Annotated in this window: 21 protein-coding genes; 12 read left to right on the top strand and 9 right to left on the bottom strand. The window is 35.8% G+C overall.

Annotated features, from left to right (window positions below; translation table 11 throughout):
* Position 1: 1 nt before the first annotated feature.
* Both ACW0TQ_RS18965 and ACW0TQ_RS18960 read right to left on the bottom strand, forming a co-directional pair.
* Complete coding sequence (locus ACW0TQ_RS18965) at positions 2–469, bottom strand: PTS sugar transporter subunit IIB (protein ID WP_256705079.1); 468 nt, start codon at positions 467–469, stop codon at positions 2–4.
* Positions 469–891, bottom strand: a complete 423-nt coding sequence (locus ACW0TQ_RS18960) for a PTS sugar transporter subunit IIA (protein WP_256705078.1) — start codon at positions 889–891, stop codon at positions 469–471. Before ACW0TQ_RS18960 ends, ACW0TQ_RS18965 begins: the two co-directional genes overlap by 1 nt.
* 317 nt (positions 892–1,208) lie before the next feature.
* On the opposite strand from ACW0TQ_RS18960, the gene ACW0TQ_RS18955 reads away from it, so the two are divergent.
* From ACW0TQ_RS18955 to ACW0TQ_RS18935, 5 genes are all read left to right on the top strand, one after another.
* A complete protein-coding gene (locus ACW0TQ_RS18955; RefSeq protein WP_193064631.1) occupies positions 1,209–1,517 on the top strand; it encodes a PTS sugar transporter subunit IIB in 309 nt (102 codons plus the stop codon).
* A 21-nt stretch (positions 1,518–1,538) separates the two neighbouring features.
* Entirely contained in the window at positions 1,539–2,822 is a 1,284-nt protein-coding gene (celB, locus tag ACW0TQ_RS18950; RefSeq protein WP_193064632.1) for a PTS cellobiose transporter subunit IIC, read from the top strand.
* A gap of 316 nt (positions 2,823–3,138) precedes the next feature.
* A complete protein-coding gene (locus ACW0TQ_RS18945) occupies positions 3,139–3,447 on the top strand; it encodes a PTS sugar transporter subunit IIA (RefSeq protein ID WP_193064633.1) in 309 nt (102 codons plus the stop codon).
* Positions 3,448–3,457: 10 nt separating this feature from the next.
* On the top strand, positions 3,458–4,846 hold the full coding sequence (locus ACW0TQ_RS18940; RefSeq protein ID WP_256705077.1) for a glycoside hydrolase family 1 protein: 1,389 nt from the start codon (positions 3,458–3,460) through the stop codon (positions 4,844–4,846).
* Between the two features lie 298 nt (positions 4,847–5,144).
* Complete coding sequence (locus ACW0TQ_RS18935; RefSeq protein ID WP_341173267.1) at positions 5,145–7,067, top strand: BglG family transcription antiterminator; 1,923 nt, start codon at positions 5,145–5,147, stop codon at positions 7,065–7,067.
* Positions 7,068–7,238: 171 nt separating this feature from the next.
* Here the strand turns inward: ACW0TQ_RS18935 and ACW0TQ_RS18930 are convergent, their stop codons facing one another.
* On the bottom strand, positions 7,239–7,718 hold the full coding sequence (locus ACW0TQ_RS18930) for a GyrI-like domain-containing protein (RefSeq protein WP_193064636.1): 480 nt from the start codon (positions 7,716–7,718) through the stop codon (positions 7,239–7,241).
* 111 nt (positions 7,719–7,829) lie between these two features.
* On the opposite strand from ACW0TQ_RS18930, the gene ACW0TQ_RS18925 reads away from it, so the two are divergent.
* A complete protein-coding gene (locus ACW0TQ_RS18925) occupies positions 7,830–8,786 on the top strand; it encodes a helix-turn-helix transcriptional regulator (RefSeq protein ID WP_256705075.1) in 957 nt (318 codons plus the stop codon).
* Between the two features lie 172 nt (positions 8,787–8,958).
* Here ACW0TQ_RS18925 and ACW0TQ_RS18920 read toward each other — a convergent pair whose 3' ends face one another.
* From ACW0TQ_RS18920 to ACW0TQ_RS18900, 5 genes are all read right to left on the bottom strand, one after another.
* Complete coding sequence (locus ACW0TQ_RS18920; RefSeq protein WP_193064638.1) at positions 8,959–9,186, bottom strand: hypothetical protein; 228 nt, start codon at positions 9,184–9,186, stop codon at positions 8,959–8,961.
* Between the two features lie 3 nt (positions 9,187–9,189).
* A complete protein-coding gene (locus ACW0TQ_RS18915) occupies positions 9,190–10,539 on the bottom strand; it encodes a TRAP transporter large permease subunit (RefSeq protein WP_341173266.1) in 1,350 nt (449 codons plus the stop codon).
* Between the two features lie 22 nt (positions 10,540–10,561).
* Positions 10,562–11,425: a DUF1932 domain-containing protein gene (locus ACW0TQ_RS18910; protein ID WP_341173265.1), complete on the bottom strand. Its 864-nt coding sequence runs from the start codon at positions 11,423–11,425 to the stop codon at positions 10,562–10,564.
* Positions 11,426–11,441: 16 nt separating this feature from the next.
* A complete protein-coding gene (locus ACW0TQ_RS18905; RefSeq protein ID WP_193064641.1) occupies positions 11,442–12,116 on the bottom strand; it encodes an RraA family protein in 675 nt (224 codons plus the stop codon).
* Positions 12,117–12,283: 167 nt separating this feature from the next.
* Complete coding sequence (locus ACW0TQ_RS18900; RefSeq protein ID WP_256705074.1) at positions 12,284–13,135, bottom strand: MurR/RpiR family transcriptional regulator; 852 nt, start codon at positions 13,133–13,135, stop codon at positions 12,284–12,286.
* 550 nt (positions 13,136–13,685) lie between these two features.
* Here ACW0TQ_RS18900 and ACW0TQ_RS18895 point away from each other — a divergent pair.
* From ACW0TQ_RS18895 to ACW0TQ_RS18880, 4 genes are all read left to right on the top strand, one after another.
* Positions 13,686–14,171: a DUF2243 domain-containing protein gene (locus ACW0TQ_RS18895; protein ID WP_193064643.1), complete on the top strand. Its 486-nt coding sequence runs from the start codon at positions 13,686–13,688 to the stop codon at positions 14,169–14,171.
* The gene (locus tag ACW0TQ_RS18890; protein ID WP_226895061.1) at positions 14,168–14,977 is read left to right on the top strand and encodes a cytochrome c oxidase assembly protein; all 810 of its coding nucleotides are present in this window, start codon (positions 14,168–14,170) and stop codon (positions 14,975–14,977) included. The genes ACW0TQ_RS18895 and ACW0TQ_RS18890 overlap by 4 nt, the downstream gene beginning before the upstream one ends.
* A 332-nt stretch (positions 14,978–15,309) precedes the next feature.
* Positions 15,310–16,257 (top strand): ribose-phosphate diphosphokinase, encoded by a 948-nt coding sequence (locus ACW0TQ_RS18885; protein ID WP_341173264.1) that lies wholly within the window; start codon positions 15,310–15,312, stop codon positions 16,255–16,257.
* A 122-nt stretch (positions 16,258–16,379) separates the two neighbouring features.
* The gene (locus ACW0TQ_RS18880; protein ID WP_341173263.1) at positions 16,380–17,774 is read left to right on the top strand and encodes a serine hydrolase domain-containing protein; all 1,395 of its coding nucleotides are present in this window, start codon (positions 16,380–16,382) and stop codon (positions 17,772–17,774) included.
* 105 nt (positions 17,775–17,879) lie between these two features.
* On the opposite strand, the gene ACW0TQ_RS18875 is transcribed toward ACW0TQ_RS18880, so the two are convergent.
* Complete coding sequence (locus tag ACW0TQ_RS18875) at positions 17,880–18,863, bottom strand: hypothetical protein (protein WP_341173262.1); 984 nt, start codon at positions 18,861–18,863, stop codon at positions 17,880–17,882.
* 296 nt (positions 18,864–19,159) lie between these two features.
* Between ACW0TQ_RS18875 and ACW0TQ_RS18870 the strand changes: the two genes are divergently transcribed.
* Together ACW0TQ_RS18870 and ACW0TQ_RS18865 are read left to right on the top strand one after the other, a co-directional pair.
* A complete protein-coding gene (locus ACW0TQ_RS18870) occupies positions 19,160–19,303 on the top strand; it encodes a lmo0937 family membrane protein (RefSeq protein WP_193064652.1) in 144 nt (47 codons plus the stop codon).
* A gap of 145 nt (positions 19,304–19,448) precedes the next feature.
* Positions 19,449–19,529 (top strand): hypothetical protein, encoded by an 81-nt coding sequence (locus ACW0TQ_RS18865; RefSeq protein WP_445667644.1) that lies wholly within the window; start codon positions 19,449–19,451, stop codon positions 19,527–19,529.
* Positions 19,530–19,750: the final 221 nt, after the last annotated feature.

Genomic DNA, 19,750 nt, shown 5'->3' with positions numbered 1-19,750 from the left:
TTTAAACAAGGTTTTTAAATAATTTTTTTGTATCGTTAGGAACTTGGCGAACCTCTACTTCGATTTTTTCTTCAATGGTCTTTAAATTTTTAATGTCCTCGTCATCTACTGCCACCGCTCGGGAAATTAATTTCTTTCCTTCTGCCATTCGAATTCCGCCAACATTAATACTTTTAATATTATCCGAGGCATCTACAAGGCTTTTTGCGTCTTTAGTAGAATCAATGATGACTAACGCTTTCATTTTTGGGTTGTCCAATTTTGGTAAATCTTTGACAGCGTCTTCAACTGATTTAATATAAAGCTTGGCACTTGGTGGCTTAGCCATTTTTAAAGCCATTTGTTTCGTTTTATCCAGAGCAGCATTATCGTTCGCCACCAAGATGATATTGATGTCATAGTGCTTTGACCAGGCAAAAGCTACCTGCCCATGTAATAACCGATCATCGATTCTTACCAGTTTAATCATCAGAATTCCATCCTTTCCTGTTCCTGCCTTTCGACAACTTCATTAACATAGACAATCCCTTCTTTTCCTTGATAGATGCTTTTGTGAACAAGTTGTTTGAGACTAATATCTTCGTTGTTACTAATTAATTCAATAGCCACTGGGAGATTGGTTCCGGTTAGAACATGAATATTTTCTTTCGTCATCCATTCGGCCATTAAATTAGTAATACTTCCGCCTAAAATATCTGTGAGCACTACATATTCCGTATCAGATTCTTGCTGGGCAACTATGTTTTGCAATTGTTCTTTGATAGATTCTGTGCTCGTATTTGGATTCATTTTGATAGAGTGCATATTTTCTTGCTGTCCCAGTATCATTTCTATGGAATATACAAATGCGTCTGATAAATAGCCGTGTGTTGCGAATATAAAACACCTCATTCGTTCACCTCCTTTACTTTTATCTAGCAAAAAACATGCCAAAATAGTGTGTATTAAAGGTTTTAGTGTTGGTTATGTTCGTTGGAAGTTGTAGAATCAATATTTGAGAAGCTGAAGAATTTTTATATATGGCGAAGCACAGGCAGATGAAGCAAGATTTGTGCAACACTGGAGAGTGTAGATGTTTTTTGTACATCTTAATGTATTTCCCCTTCAAAGAGGAAAAACAATGTGTTTAGTTGTAAGCGTTTTAGAATTACTATAAGGATAGTTTCACAAAACATTATTTTAATAAAACACTTTAGGAGGAATTATAGATGAAAAAAATATTATTAGCATGTTCAGCAGGTATGTCAACAAGTCTATTAGTTAAAAAAATGGAGGAAGCAGCAGAAGCTAAAGGCATTGAAGTAACTATTTGGGCTGTTGCGCAAGATAAAGCACCAAGTGAAATGGAAAAGGCAGATGTTCTTTTGATTGGCCCGCAAATGAGATTCATGAAGAAGAAGTATACTCCTGTAGCAGAAGAAGTTGGAATTCCATTAGATGTTATTGATCCAATGACATATGGACGTGTAGATGGGGAAGCTGTTTTAAATCAAGCATTAGAATTGATTGAAAAATAACCGTCAAAGGAGGACTAATAAATGAATAAGTTTATGGAGTTTTTGGAAAATATTCTGTTGCCGATTGCGGATAAATTAAACAACAATAGATATTTAACAGCTTTACGTGATGGGTTCATGGTTGCGTTACCATTTATTATTTTCGGTTCCATTTTCGTTGTTTTGGCAAATCTGCCATTCTTAGACAGGTTAATTGGAGAAGAAGCGTTTGCAACTTACCAAAATGCATTAGCGCCAGCATCAGAATCAACGTTAAGCCTTATGGGATTATTTGTTATCGTAGGTATTGGTTATAAGTTAACGCAGCGATACGGTTTGGAAGCTATTTATGGTGGTACAGTTGCCATCGCATCTTTCTTAATATTAACACCTCAAGTTCTTGAAGGAGTGGCTGGTGCTATCCCGGCTGTAAGCTTAGGTGCGGAAGGCATGTTTTTAGGAATTGTTACCGCATTCGTTTCCGCTGAGTTATATAGATTTTTCACTCAAAAAAATTGGACAATTAAAATGCCGGCTGGAGTACCAGATCAGGTTTCTAAATCATTTAGTGCATTGATTCCGGTTGCTTTGACATTATCCATCTTTTTAGTTCTCAGAATTGTATTCAGCTTTACTCCGTTTGATACGATACAGAATTTTATTTATACGCTTATTCAAGAGCCACTGACTGCTCTGGGCAGCGGTTTACCAGCAACAATTATTGCTGTTCTTTTAATTCAAGTATTTTGGTTCTTTGGATTGCACGGTCAGATTATTATAAACTCTGTATTTGACCCAATCTGGTACGCTTTAAATAATGAAAATCTACAAGCATTCCAAGCTGGTCAAGAAATACCAAACGTTGTAACCAAACAGTTTATTGATACCTTCTTAGTTGGTATGGGCGGAACTGGTATGACGTTAGCAGTTATCATTTTAATCTTAATAATAGGTCGAAGCAGGCAGATGAAAGAACTTGGCAAACTAGGTGCACCAGCAAGTATATTTAATGTAAATGAACCAATCATCTTTGGGCTGCCAATTGTTATGAATCCGTTATCTCTCATTCCTTGGATTCTTGCACCAGTTGTTGTAACGATTATAACGTACTTTGCGATGTCAACGGGTATCGTACCAAAACCAGCAGGAATTATTGTGCCATGGACTACGCCGCCGCTTCTCAGTGGATTCTTGGCGACAGGAAATGCGTGGCAGGGGGCAGTATTGCAAGCATTTAACTTAATAGTCGTAATGATAATCTGGTGGCCTTTCCTTAAGATTATTGATAAAAGCTATTATGAAAATGAGAAGAAAAGCAGCAAATAAAAATAAAGCACCATTGTCTATTTATTAAAAAATGGATTAAAGCAATCTTTTTGGAGCATAAAGAGAATCACAAGCAGAAGTGATTATCGCTATAAGAATATAATTGCGACTGAACATCCAGCTGATTGTCAATTGAGCAATCTTCTTTATCATAGTGAAAGAGGGTGAAATTTACTAAATGCTGGATATGTACGTCGCTATATATAAAATGAATATAAATTATTAATCTAACAAGAAAATGGTCCTAGCGGTAAAAACGGGATCAATCCTATTTATAAAATATAGGATGTCAGCTATTGAAAAGAGGGGAAAGTGCATGAAAAATATTACAGAAATTGCATTTCAAATTATTTTATATGCAGGAAATGGTCGCTCTAGTGCAATGGAAGCCATTCAAGAAGCGAAAGAAGGAAACTTTGAAGAAGCAGAAAGTAAATTAATTGAAGCGGGTGAGGAACTAAATAAAGCACATGAATTTCAAACAAACCTGCTTCAAGGAGAAGCTAATGGAAAAAGTACTGAAATCAATATTATTTTAATCCATTCACAAGATCATTTAATGAATGCTATGACTGTTCGTGATTTAGCAACAGAGATCATTGAATTATATCATCATAATAATTAGGAGGTATATCATGACTGTACAATACAAGTTCCCGGAAGGATTTTGGTGGGGAAGTGCAGCATCAGCAACACAGACGGAAGGTGCTGCAAATAAAGATGGAAAAGGAAAAAACATCTGGGATTATTGGTATGAAACAGAACCCAATCGTTTTTATGAAGGGGTAGGACCAGAGACCACCTCAGACTTTTACCACCATTATAAAGAAGATATCCAATTAATGAAGGAAATTGGGCATAATACATTTCGTCTGTCTATTTCTTGGTCTCGTCTAATCCCAGGTGGACGTGGGGAAGTAAACCACGAAGCTGTGAAATTTTATAATAATGTCATTGATGAATTAATTGCTAATGGTATTGAACCTTTTGTGAATTTATACCACTTTGATATGCCATATGAGTTACAAGAAGAAGGAGGGTGGGAAAGCAGATCAGTTGTTGATGCATATACAATGTATGCCCGTGAAGCATTCCGGTTGTTCGGTGATCGTGTTTCTAAATGGTTTACATTCAATGAACCTATTGTACCAGTAGAAGGCGGTTATCTTTATGATTTCCATTATCCTAATATAGTAGATGGAAGGCGTGCAGTACAGGTTGCTTATCATACGATGATTGCTCATGCTCAAGCAGTTGAGGCTTTCCGTGCTTCAGGAATGAGAGATGGAAAAATAGGTATCATTTTAAATCTGACTCCATCTTACCCGCGAAGTCAACATCCTGCTGACATAAAAGCATCACGTATTGCAGACTTATTTTTTAACCGTAGTTTTTTAGATCCGGCTGTGTTGGGAGAATATCCTGAGGAATTAATTGAAATATTAAAGGAGTATGGTCAATTACCCATCACTGAAAATGGTGATAAGGAACTTGTCAAAGCTAACACTGTTGATATTCTAGGTGTTAACTATTATCAACCACGCCGTGTGAAAGCGAAAGAGCATTTACCAAATCCATATAGTCCTTTTATGCCAGACTGGTTCTTCGATAACTATGAAATGCCGGGTAGAAAAATGAACCCATACCGTGGATGGGAAATCTACGAAAAAGGAATTTATGATATTATGATTAACTTAAAGGAGAACTATGGAAACATTGAATCCTTTGTCTCTGAAAATGGAATGGGAGTTCAAGATGAAGCACGATTCTTGGAAAATGGAGAAATTCAGGATGATTATCGTATTGAATTTATTCAGGGACACTTAAAATGGCTGCATAAATCAATTCAAGAGGGATGTAATGCTAAGGGATATCATTTATGGACCTTTATGGATAACTGGTCGTGGATGAATGGTTATAAAAACCGTTATGGTTTCTTCTCCGTTGATTTAGAAACTAAAAAACGTACACCGAAGAAAAGTGCACATTGGATTAAAGAGGTTTCCGAAAATAATGGTTTTTAGTAAGAGAACTCTATTAAAAAACGACGCAGCGGTCCGCTTTCTTTAGATTGTTTGTAAGTGTCCACTTTGAAATGTTTTCTGTGGATTTAAATACGGAATCAGGAACGCTTTTTCTCAGATAATTGTTTGGCATTTATAATTGAGATTGTGAAAACTTTAAAGTTTGCTATGTGGTTCTAAAAAAAAATATAGGTAAAGGTTCTGGTTCTATGTTTGAGTCAGGACCTTTATTGTTAAAATAATTTATATAGAAGAAATAAATATATTTACACACCCGAAAGTAAGGTGAAGTAAAAAGATGTTAGAAAATAGGATGAAAATGATATTACGAGAATTAATGGCAGCAGAAGCTCCTGTAGCAGGGAGGTATCTTGCTGCCGTAAATCATGTCACAGTCAGAACAACAAGGGAAGATATGAAAGCCCTCTCTAGCTTGTTAAAAGAGCATGGTGGAACGATTGAATCGTTAAAAGGGAAGGGGTATCAGCTGAAGGTTATCGATGAACAATACTTTCGTAACTTTTTAAAAGAAATATCAAGTCATGATCAAACCGTCGGCGAGTATGTTCCGCGGACACCTGAGGAACGAATAAAATATATTATCATTCGTCTCTTACTTAATCAAGATTATATTAAGTTAGACGATCTAGCAGAAGAAATGTATATTAGCAGGTCTACCATTCAAAATGATTTAAAGCATGTGAGAGTAATACTGTCTGCATATGAAATTGACTTAGATGTACGTCCGAATTATGGTTTGAAGGTGAAAGGGGATGAAATGAAGATTCGTTTTTGTATGTCTGAATATATATTTGACCGAAAGGAAGAAATGGGTGAACAATTGGTAGATTTACATTTAACAAGCTTTGATCAAAAGTTGTTAAATGTATTTTTGCAAATAATTATGAATCAAATTAATTTTCATCAAATCACTCTTTCAGACATTGCATTGAATAATTTGCTAGTGCATATTGTTATTGCCTATAAACGAACTAAAAGTGGACATTATGTAAAACTATATAATATGGACGTACAGGATATTTTGAAACAGAAGGAATATAAAGTAGCTCAGGAGATTGTTAAGGAAATAGAGGAAAAGTTAGAGATTACATTTCCTCAAGCTGAGGTAGCTTATATTACACTTCATTTGCTCGGGACAAAAATGCTTTCTCAAGCAAATAACGCGGTAGAAGAAGTGATTGATGAGAATATTCTCTGTTATGTTTCTAGAGCGCTGGATAAAATAGATCAAGAATTTAATTTGGGAATAAAAGACGATAAAGAATTGATTTTTGGGTTAAGCCTTCATCTAAAACCAGCAGTAAATCGATATAAGTACGGTATGAATATCCGCAATCCGATGTTGGAAGAGATAAAAAAGAATTATCCGCTGGCATTTGAAGCAGCTATTTCAGCTGGGCTGACAATTAGCGAAGAAATGGGAGCAGAAATAGATGAGAATGAAGTCGGCTATATTGCACTTCATATAGGGGCGGCGATAGAAAGAAGAAAGCTGATGTCTGGACCAAAGCGTTGTTTAATTGTTTGTGCTTCGGGCTTTGGTACAGCTCAATTAATTTATTATAAATTGAAAAATCAATTTGGTAAAGAACTGGATGTTGTTGGCACGACGGAGTATTATAAATTACGTAATTATAATTTAAATAATATTGATTTTATTGTTAGTTCTATTCCGATTTCTGGTGAAATTTCGGTGCCGGTAATTCAGGTAAATGCTATTCTAGGGGAAAATGATTTAATTAAAATTGGACAATTTGTAGAGGAGAAAAGCCAATCTATAAATACCTATTTTAATGAAAATTTAATGTTTTTTCGAAAAGAGTATCAAACAATGGATGAAGTTTTAAGCTTTCTTAACAATGAATTGATTAAGAAGGGCCTCGTAGACGATACATTTATAGAAGCAGTTTATGAAAGAGAAGAGGTTGCCCCTACCTCATACGGCAATTTAGTAGCTATACCACATCCAATAACTCCGAAAACGGAGAAAACTTTTTTAACTATATGTACGTTAGAAAAACCGATTAAATGGAAAGATAAACCAGTACAATTTATTTGCCTTTTATGTGTCAAAAAATATTCTCAGGAAGACCTGCAGGGAATGTATGAAATGCTTGGAGAGATAATTGATAATAGTACGTTGGTTAAGAGATTGATAAAAGCTAGAAATTATAAAGAGTTTGTTGAAAATTTGAAGTAATGGGATGTATTAATGTATCTCATTATAAATTAACATTGATAAGATTAAAGAAAAAAGATTGTAGAGAGAAAATGTAAGAAGAATGCTTTTGTATAGGTAAGTAATAATTAATCAAACAACCCGTCTGTATACACAGGCAGGTTGTTTGGAATCTAAGCTGTCAGAACACTATTACTTCCGCACTACAGGAATCCACATTTCACCAAATACCTTACCGTCACGCTGCCCCATCTCAACAGAGGTATTTGGTCCGCCGACATACGCAACATCCTGTGCTGCCGGCAGAGCCTCGCCAAAAGCCATACCAGTAAGTGTCTCATGCAGGACTTCAGCTGTTTCCGCTTCTCCTTTTACAACAACATATTCCCCTTGAGGAAATTGAATCACCCTTGTCGCATCAGGTAAAGTCTCTTTTGTCAGCACACCGACATAATGCATCATCTTGTTATTCACTGCTTCATTGACAATAAAAACATACTCATTTTCAGCAACGGTTTTTAACTTATCAAGCGTTCCATCCTCATTTACTTTATTCCAGAAATCCGCTTTTTCCTGATTGATGCCCATGTAATCTGTATAATCACTCTTTAGATCTGTTCCAAAGCCTAACACAACAAAGCTGTCTTTTTCTTCTAACGTATAATTTGCCATAGTTAAAACCATCCTTTTTTAGAAATTGTATCAAATGTGTTGTCTTTTCATTTGATAAGTTTATACTAACCTTAAATCATGTCAAAAAATGATACTGTTTAGGAGGATATCATGAGAAAAGTAGAGCGAATTAATACTATCATGCGCTATATCAATAATCGTTCACGTTTTACTATATCAGAAATCATGCATGAATTTACTATTTCTCGTTCGACTGCTATTCGAGATATCAAAGAAATTGAAGCGATGGGAATGCCGCTTGTTGCTGAAGTTGGAAGGGACGGAGGTTATTTTGTTATGAATAACTCTGTCTTGCCAACGGTCCGTTTTACGGATAATGAGATAAAAGCGCTTTTTCTTGCGTTTATGGCTACCAGAAATCAGCAGCTTCCCTATTTGAAAAGCCGCCAGTCCCTGGCTGAAAAACTACTTGGCCTTATCTCTGAAAATCAACAGGACGATCTGGTGCTTTTAAATCAAATACTCCTATTTGAAGGGACCAATCCGAATAATCCTGATCTTCTTGATTTGTCTGATCTGCCTCATCCAATGTTGGAGCAGCTTATCCAACACATCCTTATGGATAGCTATTTGTGGATTACTGTACAGGAAGGGGAGGAGTGTAAATCCTATCCGATTTATCTTCTGCATCTTTACCGGGAGAAAAGCTACTGGTTGATGGAAGGCTTTCATTTCGAGGAGGAAAAGACACAGATTATTCCTGTGGATCAGCTTACCGATATTCGCACCTATCCTGTTAAGCATAGGATGAGCAGGAAAAAGATTTTGGAAAAACAGCGCAGCCAGAAAGAAGAGATTAATCTCGTGCTTGAACTGGGGCCAAAGGCGATTGCTCAATTTAAAAAGTATCATCCGCTGACTGTTTCTATTTCTTATACTAATCCTTACCAGACTCGGGCGCGTTTAAACACGTTTGTTGATGTGAGGAATGAGGAGGAGGTTAGTGAGATGGTGAATTGGCTGCTTTTTTTGGGGGATGATGTTGAGGTTAGGGAAGCACCAAGGAAGGTTTTAGAGGAAGTGCGGAGGAGAACAATGATGTGGTAATGAAAGAAAAGATTAATACAGAATATAGCTAAGGTGCTTACTCATCATATTTTCTTTAAAACAGGGCAGGTTTTCCTTTCCTCATTAAATTCTCCGATTTTAAGGATAGCCTGCCTCATTTTTGGGATTCCAATTCATTTACACAAATGATTTCTCATCATCTTTGTCGAGATTAATCCGATTTCCCTTTATATTTTGGAAAGTAACCCAATATAAAAGCAATACCTGAAAATACTGCAGCTAATATAATTGCGGTTCTTAGTAATAAATCGCTGACATTTATCATTAATTCTCCATTACCAATTATTAATCCAAACAATTGTGTTAAAACCATAATCAATGCAGTCAAAATGGATAGTATTAGACTTACTATAAAAGCTTTTTCTAGAAATTTTTGCAATTTTTATCCTCCCCAAATTGGTAAAATTCCCATTCCTATTAACCATCCTATTATTACAACAGGAACGGCATAATAAAGAATTAACATACCAAATGTTTTTTCAGGCTTCGCACCTACTATGCCAGATGCAATATAAATTGATCCCGAAGCTGGCGGCATTTGTGCTGATGTTGAAGCAAACGTAATCACTGCAACAGCAGCAATTAAAGGTGAGAATCCGCTTGCAACTAATATCTCATATGAAACTAAACCTACAGCTGTTAAAGTACCCGTTGATGTTAAAGGTCCTGCTATAATCGTAATTCCTATGCCCAATAGTAATAATGTTAACCATGCTGGAGAATTTAGGGCATCAATAAATTGTGCGATATTATCAGAGAGTCCGAGTTTCGTTAAAACCTCGCTTGCTGCTACAGCAAAGAAAATAAGTGCACCAATTACTGTAAATCGAGGTATGGATTTTTGTATAAATTCCATGAACTCTTGGCTGGAATTTGGTAACGCTTTCCTTCCTAATAAAAAAGCGATAGCAATCATCAGGGTTGGTATCCAAACAACAATATCAATACTATCGATTGCTTCTTCTCCTATAGAAGGGGTATTAATCAAGCTATCTGATAAAGGCCCAATAGTAAGCATTAATGGAATAATTGCACCTAAATAGATAAATATGGATGACCATCCCTTTTTTAACGAAACACTCAATGGTTCAAGCGATTCAGAAGGGAAAGCTTTTATATTTTGTTTTTTAACAAAGAATGTTATCATAACTGCCCTATGAATAAACTGATAAGCCCCAGCTATAAAGAGAGCAATATAATATTCACCAACAGAAACAGCTGCTGCAACTGGGGCAAATCCTAAAACAATAAACATCGATGTAGTAGGAGGCAGGACAGAAGCCATTCCTCCGTTACCAACCATGACGGTTGCTGCTATTTCTTTGTTCCATTTATTTTTAATCATCCATGGTCCTGTAATTGACCCAGTTGCAGCGGTATTCCCTGAATCTCCACCAGACAGGGTTCCTAGAGCGGAGGAACCGATAGCATCCATAAAGGCAGGTGCCCCCGGCAGTCTCCCTACAAGTGAATTTAATATCCCAAGTAATTTATCTACAATTCCTAATTTATCTATTACATAGGCCATAAATACAAATGCAATGGCAGCATATAATACTGAAAAAGTCGAAGCAAACGTAATTCCCTGTACAAATAAGTTAACAGCGTCCTTACCGCCTAATAGTAGTATTGCCAAAAACCCTATTAAAGCAGCTTCCCCTAAATTTCTCTTTAATTTAACACTCCATAATATAAGTATTACAACAAATATCACTAATGCTAATATCCCCATTTTAAACCTCCTTCGATTAAGGTTAACTATTTAATGCATGGATAACTTTCTTCCAATCCAATTTTTCTTCAGACTTTAATTTTTCATCTAATTTTGCTCGTGTAATATATTCAAGTTTAGATTTCGTACCATTTGTCATATAAGGCTCTACGCCATTCCTTTTCATAAATTCTATTACATTCTCCATTTCTTTTTCTCTTCGTTTAGAATGCGGTACATTGCTTTTTATATATCTCTCTACAATTTCTTCAAACGGATCTCTGTCCATTGTTGAAGTAATTGAATCAAGTATTTCGTCTTCCAGTTCCAGTTTTTCAGCTGTCTCCATTACTTCATACAATAATGTGGAAAGGCCTTTGGTAAAAATACTGCGGATAAATTTAAAGTTTGTTGCATCTCCGACTTTTTTGCTAATGCAGGTTAAATTCATATCGAATTTTTGCCCCCAATTAACAAATTCGTTCCCATTAGTTCCGCTAACTAACATAGGTACTTTATGTCCGTATACCTTTAAAGCGCCCATAATAGCTGCATCAATTAAATTTAATCCTTTTTTATCCAGCTTTTCAGCTATCGTCTTTTTTTCTTCGGCACTCGCTGTTGTCAAATCAACATATAAAGTGGATGTGTCTAAAGAATCTATTATAGAATTCCAGACTTCTACTGCATTGTTAGCTGGAACTGCCACAAATAAAATATCAATAGATTTTCTGACTAACTCTTTAGGCGTATTAATAAAGCTTAACGTTGTAACTTCTGAAATATCCTTTGATTCTGATCCATGAAATAAAGGGTCAAAAGCATAAATAGTATCCACGTTATATTCACTGATACTTTTCGTGATTTCACGACCGACTTCACCGTATCCAATAAATCCTATATTCAAATCCAACACTCCATCTCTATTGACTATTATTTTTTATTGCGTCTCTTAACCAAGCAGGCTCTAGCGCAGAAGTATCATTATGTTGTTCGTTTAAATTAAATTCCATAATCTTTTGTAATCGTTTGTTTTCATACGCCAGCTTTTTTTCAGCTGATATTATAGATTCTTCTATTTTTTCGTGAGGAATAATGACAACGCCATCTTCATCACCTATTACAAAATCACCTGAGTGAACTTGGATGCCCCCGCAGCTGATTGTGTCATCGAAGGTTCCAGGTCCATTTTTACGCGGACCAGTCGGCACAAATCCTTTAGAATATATTTGTATATCCATATCCGATAAATCTTGTTTATCTCTAACTAGTCCATCAACAATTATTCCTTTTATTCCCATTTTTTCAGCTGCTGCAGCCATTAAATTACCTAGGCATGCTGCATAAGTAGAACCCTTACAATCCACGACCAGTATATCGCCGGGATTAGACTCATAAATCGCATAGTGTAAATATAAATTATCTCCTGGATAAACGGACACGGTTCTTACTTGACCAACCAGCGGTTCTTTATAATTTACAGGCTTGATATGATAATCCATTACATTCTCATAATTCATACTGTCAGCAAGTAATGTAGAACTTAATTCTCTCAATTTAGTGAGTATCGTTTCTTTTTCATTATACTGTTTAGACATAATCAAAACCCCTTAGTAAAATTTATTACATTTTAAATTAAAATAGTAATATTTATTACAATATAGCATGTCTGATTATTTGTGTAAACCTTTTCAATAAATTAAAAATAAAAAAAGCTTTTCACACCATATAAAAAATAGTGTGAAAAGCTTTAGGTTATGAATTGTTAATCCTTAGCATGGTAATGGATACTTTTAAGAATTTCATCGACTTTATCTAAGCGATCTGAATCTCTATTAGATGCTTGAATAGCTAATGCGTTTATGATGTAGTCTACAGCTACAGCTGCTGCAATCGGTGAATTATGAAATGCTAAACTATTTGCATCACATGTTATGACCACATCAGCATAGTCAACAATTGGAGAAGAATAATTATCTGTAATTGTAACTATTTTAACACCTCTTGCTTTAGCCGTTTTTATAAAATCATTAATCCGTTTTGCGTATCTCGGAAAACTTATGGCAATAAGTAAATCATCTTCGTCCATAGAAACTACTTCATCTACCCAATCTGACGTATCCGCTACCATAAGCCTGCAATTTCCTTTAATTCGATTTACGTTCTGAGTTAAAAACTGGCCGACAGGAAGCCCGCTGCGCACGCAGGTACAATAGACATGTCTGGCTTGCGTTATCAATTGAACAATATCATCCAATAAGGCCTTATCAACGTGGCTGCTAAGCGTTCTTAACTGATTAATATAATAATCAATTGTTTGTGCCCAGAGTTCTCCTTCTTCTACATTTTTTAGATTAGATTCTAATCGGGCGTGAGGAGATGCCTTATCTCTTAAATTATCTTGCAAATCATGTTGAAATTCTGAATATCCCACATATCCCAATTTACTCGTGAATCTCATTATTGTAGTTGTACTCGTTCCGACCTTTTTTGCTAATTGATTGATTGTATCAAAAGAAACTTCTGATGAATTTTTAATTATGTAGTCAGCAACTTTTCTTTCCGAATTCGTGAGATTTACAATGTTCTTCTTTAATTTATTTATCACGTTTTCCATCATATCACCATCAATATTTGTAGTTATTCACATGTATTACTGAATCAGGTATTCATGAATATTACGCTACTTTCTTAATTATCCGTGACCCCGCGTCAAGCTAGTATATATTAGCATACCAATTTTACGATAAAACAACAAGATGACACAGATGAAAAGAGCTTAGAAAAAATTTTATAAACACACATTGGAATAAAAGGGGGATATAAAAATCGGTAAATCTGATGAATAGTATTATTAAAATGGTTGTTAAATCCGTCTAGGCTTTCTTTTCTTGAGATCCCAGCTGTCTCTACAGAAAAACAAAACATTATAAACGTACATCAAATAAAGAATTACCCCCCCATCCAATTATAAAAATCTGTTTATCAAAAAAAAGAAATGGGAATGACTATTTAAAAGAAAGAAGGGCTTCAGGAAAGCCTGTACGTTATATTTCTTTTTTAATAAGGAATTTTATAGGAAGAGTGAAAATTTATTTGAAAATGTTGTCATAAATCTGTGGATTCACATTGTTTCAGCTTTTTATCCAATAGAGGAGGTTTCTATAATGAAAAAAGAACTGACGCAAGAACAGTTCAGCTATTCAGGCAGAAACGTTTTATCTGGTTTTTTATTTGGGCTTGGGATGGTTGCTTTTATTGACGAAGCTATTTTTCACCAATTGCTTCACTGGCATCATTTTTATGATCGTTCGACTACAGAAATTGGTCTTATTTCCGATGGGCTGTTTCACGCATTTAGCTGGTTTGCAACTGTCGGCGCGCTTTTTATGCTGGCTGATTTAAGGCGGCGGGGAGCTTGGTGGAAAAAGCGGTGGCTAGGCGGTATGACGCTGGGGGCTGGTGTGTTTAATTTGTATGATGGTATCGTTCAGCATAAACTGATGCAGCTGCACCAGATTCGTTATGGCGTTAACCTGCTTCCCTATGATTTAACATGGAATATTCTTGCTGGAATAATGGTAATCGCCGGAGGAATTGTCGTTTACCAAACGCAAAAACAGCTAAAGCTGCACAAGGGTGAGCCGGGATGATGGGGCATCAGCATGAAAATATGGCGCATACTGCTCACTCGATTGATGCTGTTACACAAATATTTTTAAGCCTCCCTTTTATCATTGGCCTATTGCTTTACATTACTGCAGTTATTTTTTCAAAAAGACAGAATAAGGCATGGCCTATATACCGCACAGTTTTATGGACAGCAGGAAGTGTTTTGTGCATTATCACCGTTGTAAATCCGTTAGCTTCTATCGCGCATCAGAATTTTACCATGCATATGTTTGGCCACTTGCTTTTAGGCATGCTCGGCCCGTTATTCATGGTACTGGCTGCACCAATGACACTGCTTCTGCGAACACTGCCGACACGTTATGCTAAAAAAGTAACAGCTGTTCTAAGAAGTCCGTTTTTTCATTTTCTTTCCAATCCAATTGTTCCTGCAGTATTAAATATAGGCGGACTTTGGCTGCTTTATACGACGGGTTTGTACAGCATGATGGAGACACTCATGTGGGTCCATGTGCTTGTCCACCTGCATGTTTTTCTAGCTGGATACTTTTTTGCGGCTACGCTGTTATATATTGACCCGATTCCATATCGATACAGTTATATCCATCGTTCCTTGGTATTGATACTTGCTTTAGCAGGACATAAGATTCTTTCCAAAGTCATTTATGCTTATCCTCCTGAAGGAGTTTCCAGAGCGGAGGCTGAAGCCGGGGGCATGTTAATGTATTATGGCGGGGACGCTGTTGATATCGTAATTATTATTATTTTGTGCTATCAATGGTATCAGTCAAAAAGAACAAGAGAAGTTCGTTATCCTGTGACGGGGTAAATAATGAACGGAAATGACAGGGTCTATGCTCTCTATTCCTATATATTGAATATAATCGGAAAATTATCTGGTTTATTCAATATATAGTTTTTTTGTTTGAAAGGTTTTGAAATGGAGTATTGTTATTCTCTCCTGCTAAACTTTTTCACTATCCAAACCTATAAATAAATCAAAATTTAAAGATAATCAAGAAGAATCGTGTCAGAAATCCTTGATAGAGCGAGCAAAAGGATTTAATATAAATATAACTTATTATAATCGTACACGTAAGCTGGTTGAAAAGAAGCAATTATCCCAGTGGACGGAGATGGATTATTCAGGAGGCTGAAAAAATGAAATGTAGTCCCAAATTAAGGTTATTTTCATTGAACTCCCATTATACCTTAGCAAAAGAGATCGCTGATATTTTAAATGTTCCTCTTGGGAAAAGCTCTGTGAAACACTTTAGTGATGGTGAAATCCAAATCAATATTGAAGAAAGTGTCAGAGGATGTGAAGTATATCTGATTCAATCTACTTCTGAACCGGCAAATGAGCATATCATGGAACTATTGATTATGATTGATGCGATGAAAAGAGCTTCAGCTGAATCCATCAATGTGATCATTCCGTATTACGGTTATGCACGACAGGATCGGAAGGCACGGGCCAGAGAGCCGATTACTGCCAAATTGATTGCTGATTTAATCGAAACAGCAGGGGCCTCCAGAATAATCACATTAGATCTGCACGCGCGGCAAATTCAAGGTTTTTTCGATTTGCCGGTAGACCAGCTTATGGGAGTACCTGTATTAGCGGAGTATTTTAAAAAGAAATTACCGACGGAAGAGGTTATTGTTGTTGCGCCGGATAATGGGGGCGTAGGTCGCGCCAGGAAGATGGCAACGATATTAGACGCGCCTATTGCGCTCATAGATAAACGGCGTCCCAAACCGAATGTATCACAGGTAATGAATGTGATTGGCAATGTGGCAGGGAAAAAGGTCATCCTTATCGATGATTTGATTGATACTGCCGGAACGCTTATATCGGCTGCTGATGCGCTGGTTGATAGAGGAGCGGAAGAAATATATGCTTGCTGTACACATCCTGTTTTATCCGGGCCGGCAGTGGAGCGGATTAAATCCTCCATTATCAAGGAATTAGTGATTACCAATTCGATTTATCTGCCAGAGGAGAAACAAATTAATAAAATCACATCCTTGACCATTGCGCCGTTATTAGCTGATGCCGTGCTGAGAGTTCATAACAATGCTTCTGTCAGTGTCCTGTTTGAATAAGTTTTTAGCATTTAGAAATACCTGTATTAATGACAAAAGGATTCAGTTTAGATACAACACCCCAAATGTGAGAGCAAGCAACTGACGTTTGGGGTGTTTTTATATAGAGGGAGGTTCAAATCATGTTATCCAAATCTACACAAGAAAAATTGAATAATGAAATCAATCAAACCTGTGAAGAGCTAAAAATCCCCGGCATGGCACTAACTATTTACCAACACGGCAACAGCATTTATGAAAAATATTATGGATACAGAAACATGAAAGAAAGGCTTCCTATTACAAAGGATACAATATTCGGCCTGGCTTCCATCACCAAATCCCTGACATGTCTGATGGTTATGAAGCTGGAGGAAGAAGGCCGGCTGCATAGCAGTGATAGAGTAACCGAATGGCTTCCCAATTTGAAATTGCCAAGAGAGGATTACTTGAAACAGCTGGAGATTAGGCATCTTATGTCCCATACCAGCGGTTTACCGGGATTGCCCTCTATTCATCACGCCCGCATGAAAAGCATTAGGAAGGATCCGGATGGCGATTTTTTATTTGGAAAATGGCAGGGGGAGGATAACTCTGCCATTCAAACTGCGAATGAATTGATTGAACAAATAAGCAGGATGGACTTTGCATTGTCAGGTCCTCCAGGAACGGTGTTCAATTACTCTAATGAAGGATATGGGATGCTGCAAAAAATTATTGAATTGGCGAGCGGAATGACGTTTATCGATTATGTGGAGAGAAAATTATTTTCCCCGCTGCGGCTAAAGAACTCCTTTTTTCTGACTGAATCCATTATTAACAAAGAAAATGTAACGGAATTATATGCCTATCAAGAAAAGCAGTCAGGTATTTTTCATTCGCCAGCCTGGTGGGATGTAGGAGCTATTTACACGAACGGGTCCTGGAAGGCTTCGGCTGACGATGTAATGAAGTATGCAGAGCTGCTTCGGTTAAATGGCAGGATACAGGGGCAAAGTCTTATTTCAGAAGATAAACTTGAAAAAATGACTTCCTCCGCTTTTTCGTTACCTAATGGCGGTGATTACGGCTTCGGGATAGAAATAAATCCGATTGGGGAATACATCCGGTTTGGTCATGGCGGCAGTATAAAGGGAGGTTCCTCTAATTTTCAAATCATTAAGGAAAAAGGAATATCTGCTTCCATTTTAATCAATATGGCCGATGTCCCGGCTGAAAAGATATTGGTTTCTGCACTACATATTCTTTTAGGGATATCAGCGGAGAATCCTTTCAAGAAAGATGATGTGTTATCTGGAAAAACATTGAATTTAAACCTGTTTTCCGGCATGTATCAATCAGGAGAAGGGAATAAAGCTTCCATATCGATACAGGATGATTTGCTTTATTTGAATCGGAATGAACAAATAACATGCTTTTCCCCGATATCTGAAAATGATTTTATCGCGGAAACGGGAGAGCGGATTTATTTTGCAAAGAATGGAGATTGTGTACATTCGGTTCTTGTTGGAAAGAGGGTATTGGAAAAAGTGGAATGAGAATAGATTCGATAACCCCTTGATTTCACGAGTTGATGAAATCAAGGGGAAGTGGTATAGGATTATGTTAAAATGTGCAGTAAGTATAATTATTTACGGATAAACTTATTCACTTATTTGAGTAAATTTATCATTTTGGGGTTGAGGAGTCATATTTGTCTTCTTATTTATTCTTTGAAGAAGAAAAGAAGACAAACAGGAAACTAGAATACCAACAATGATAGGTTGTACTATAGACTCTAAAAATAATTTTACTAAAAGCATAAACGACCCGGGGTGTATTAACACTAATTGCATATTTTCTATAGGCGAGTAAAAAGGAAACCACCCTTTACATATAAGTGATAAAATAGAAGTTGTAGTACTAGCATCTTTTGAAATGAAAGTAATTTCCTTAGAATTAAAAAATCCAAGAATATCATTGTGAGCATAATAGTATGAACCAAGAGCTAAACCTATTGTGCTAAAAATAATGATTATACTAAAGCCGGCATTAAACAATTGAATCAACTTCCAACCTCTTAAGTCTTTCTGCACACTACGAAACAATGCGAAAGAATAAACAATTGTAAAAATAATAGTAAACAATAAAAATGAATAGTTTTCAGGATTTTGGAGTACTAGTAATACCAGTAATAGTAAAATTTGAAGGAAGGTCATTAGCTTGACTAAATATAAACCTAGATTATCCCATTTATGAAAACCACCAGGTTTTGAGAAGAACCAAAACAAACCACTTAATAACATAATAAAAATAATAAGGTTAATAATATTTGGTATACGAGCATTTAAACTAAATGAATCTATAAAAATAATCAAAGAAATTGGAAGGATCAGCATACTGATATATAGCTTTTCTTTGGAGTGATTCATCATAAAATTCAAAAATAATTTATTTGATTTATTATATTTTGTTTTTACTTCTTCAATAATTTCTGTCTTTATTTTTTGAAACCAATGAATTAAATTCTTTTTGAACTGTGGAATTAAAAACTTTTTTTTGAAATTCAGTAAGTGATTAATTACTGGTATTAAAAGAGCAATTAATGTAGCAAAGAATATAGATCCTGAAATTATTCCTAATAGCATAAATAGATTCCTCCTAATTTATAATTAATTTTCCTACGATATCTTTCTTGTGATAGTTTCAAAATAATCAATAATTTATTCATCGCAACGACAAAAAGGTAAAATACAATCCTAATTTAATGGCTTTTAAAACAAAATCAGCTTAAAGATTTTCATAACATTATTCATTGATTATAGAAGGAGATGTTCTTGTCCGCCTAAAATCAAGTTTTTTAAACAGGGGAGAATAATAATTTTTGTTTACCAAAAATAAGAAAAGGGAATAGCTTTGAAAGAAGAAAGGAGGAGGTCAGACTATGCTTTGGACTATTATCATCGTTATTCTAGTTTTATGGTTACTTGGATTCATCGGAGACATCGCTGGAAACCTTGTGCATATCCTATTAGTTGTGGCTTTAATCATCCTGATTTATCGACTTATAACTGGCCGTAAATCTTAGCTGGGTTGGATGAAAAGTAATTTCATAATTGATATTAAAAGATAAATACCGTGGGGACATTATATTAAAATTACCGAGATCGTCCTATTTAATATAATGTCCCCAGTTATATAATCAGATACGATACATATGTAAATAAAAAACAATCAGTCGGATGGAAAGCGGAAAAGATGCCCCTAAATTAATCACACTATTAAAATTAGCAAATGTATTGCCTGAGAGGTAATCAAATTAATGATGAACAAGCAGCATCTATTTCAACTTTCGTACACCAAATCAGATAACGCGTCTTTGGTAGTCTTTGTATCTATCTTCTTTGAAGCACTCTTCATCCGCCTAAAGAAAAACACCCTCTCTATACGGAATGTGATTCTCGAAAAATCAAATCTTCCATATAAAGAGGGTGTTTTTTCTAGTTGAAAACTTCTTGCCTGCAAATACTAAACT

This window comes from Oceanobacillus sp. M60, assembly GCF_053839645.1.
This window is presented reverse-complemented; position numbering and strand designations above follow the sequence as displayed.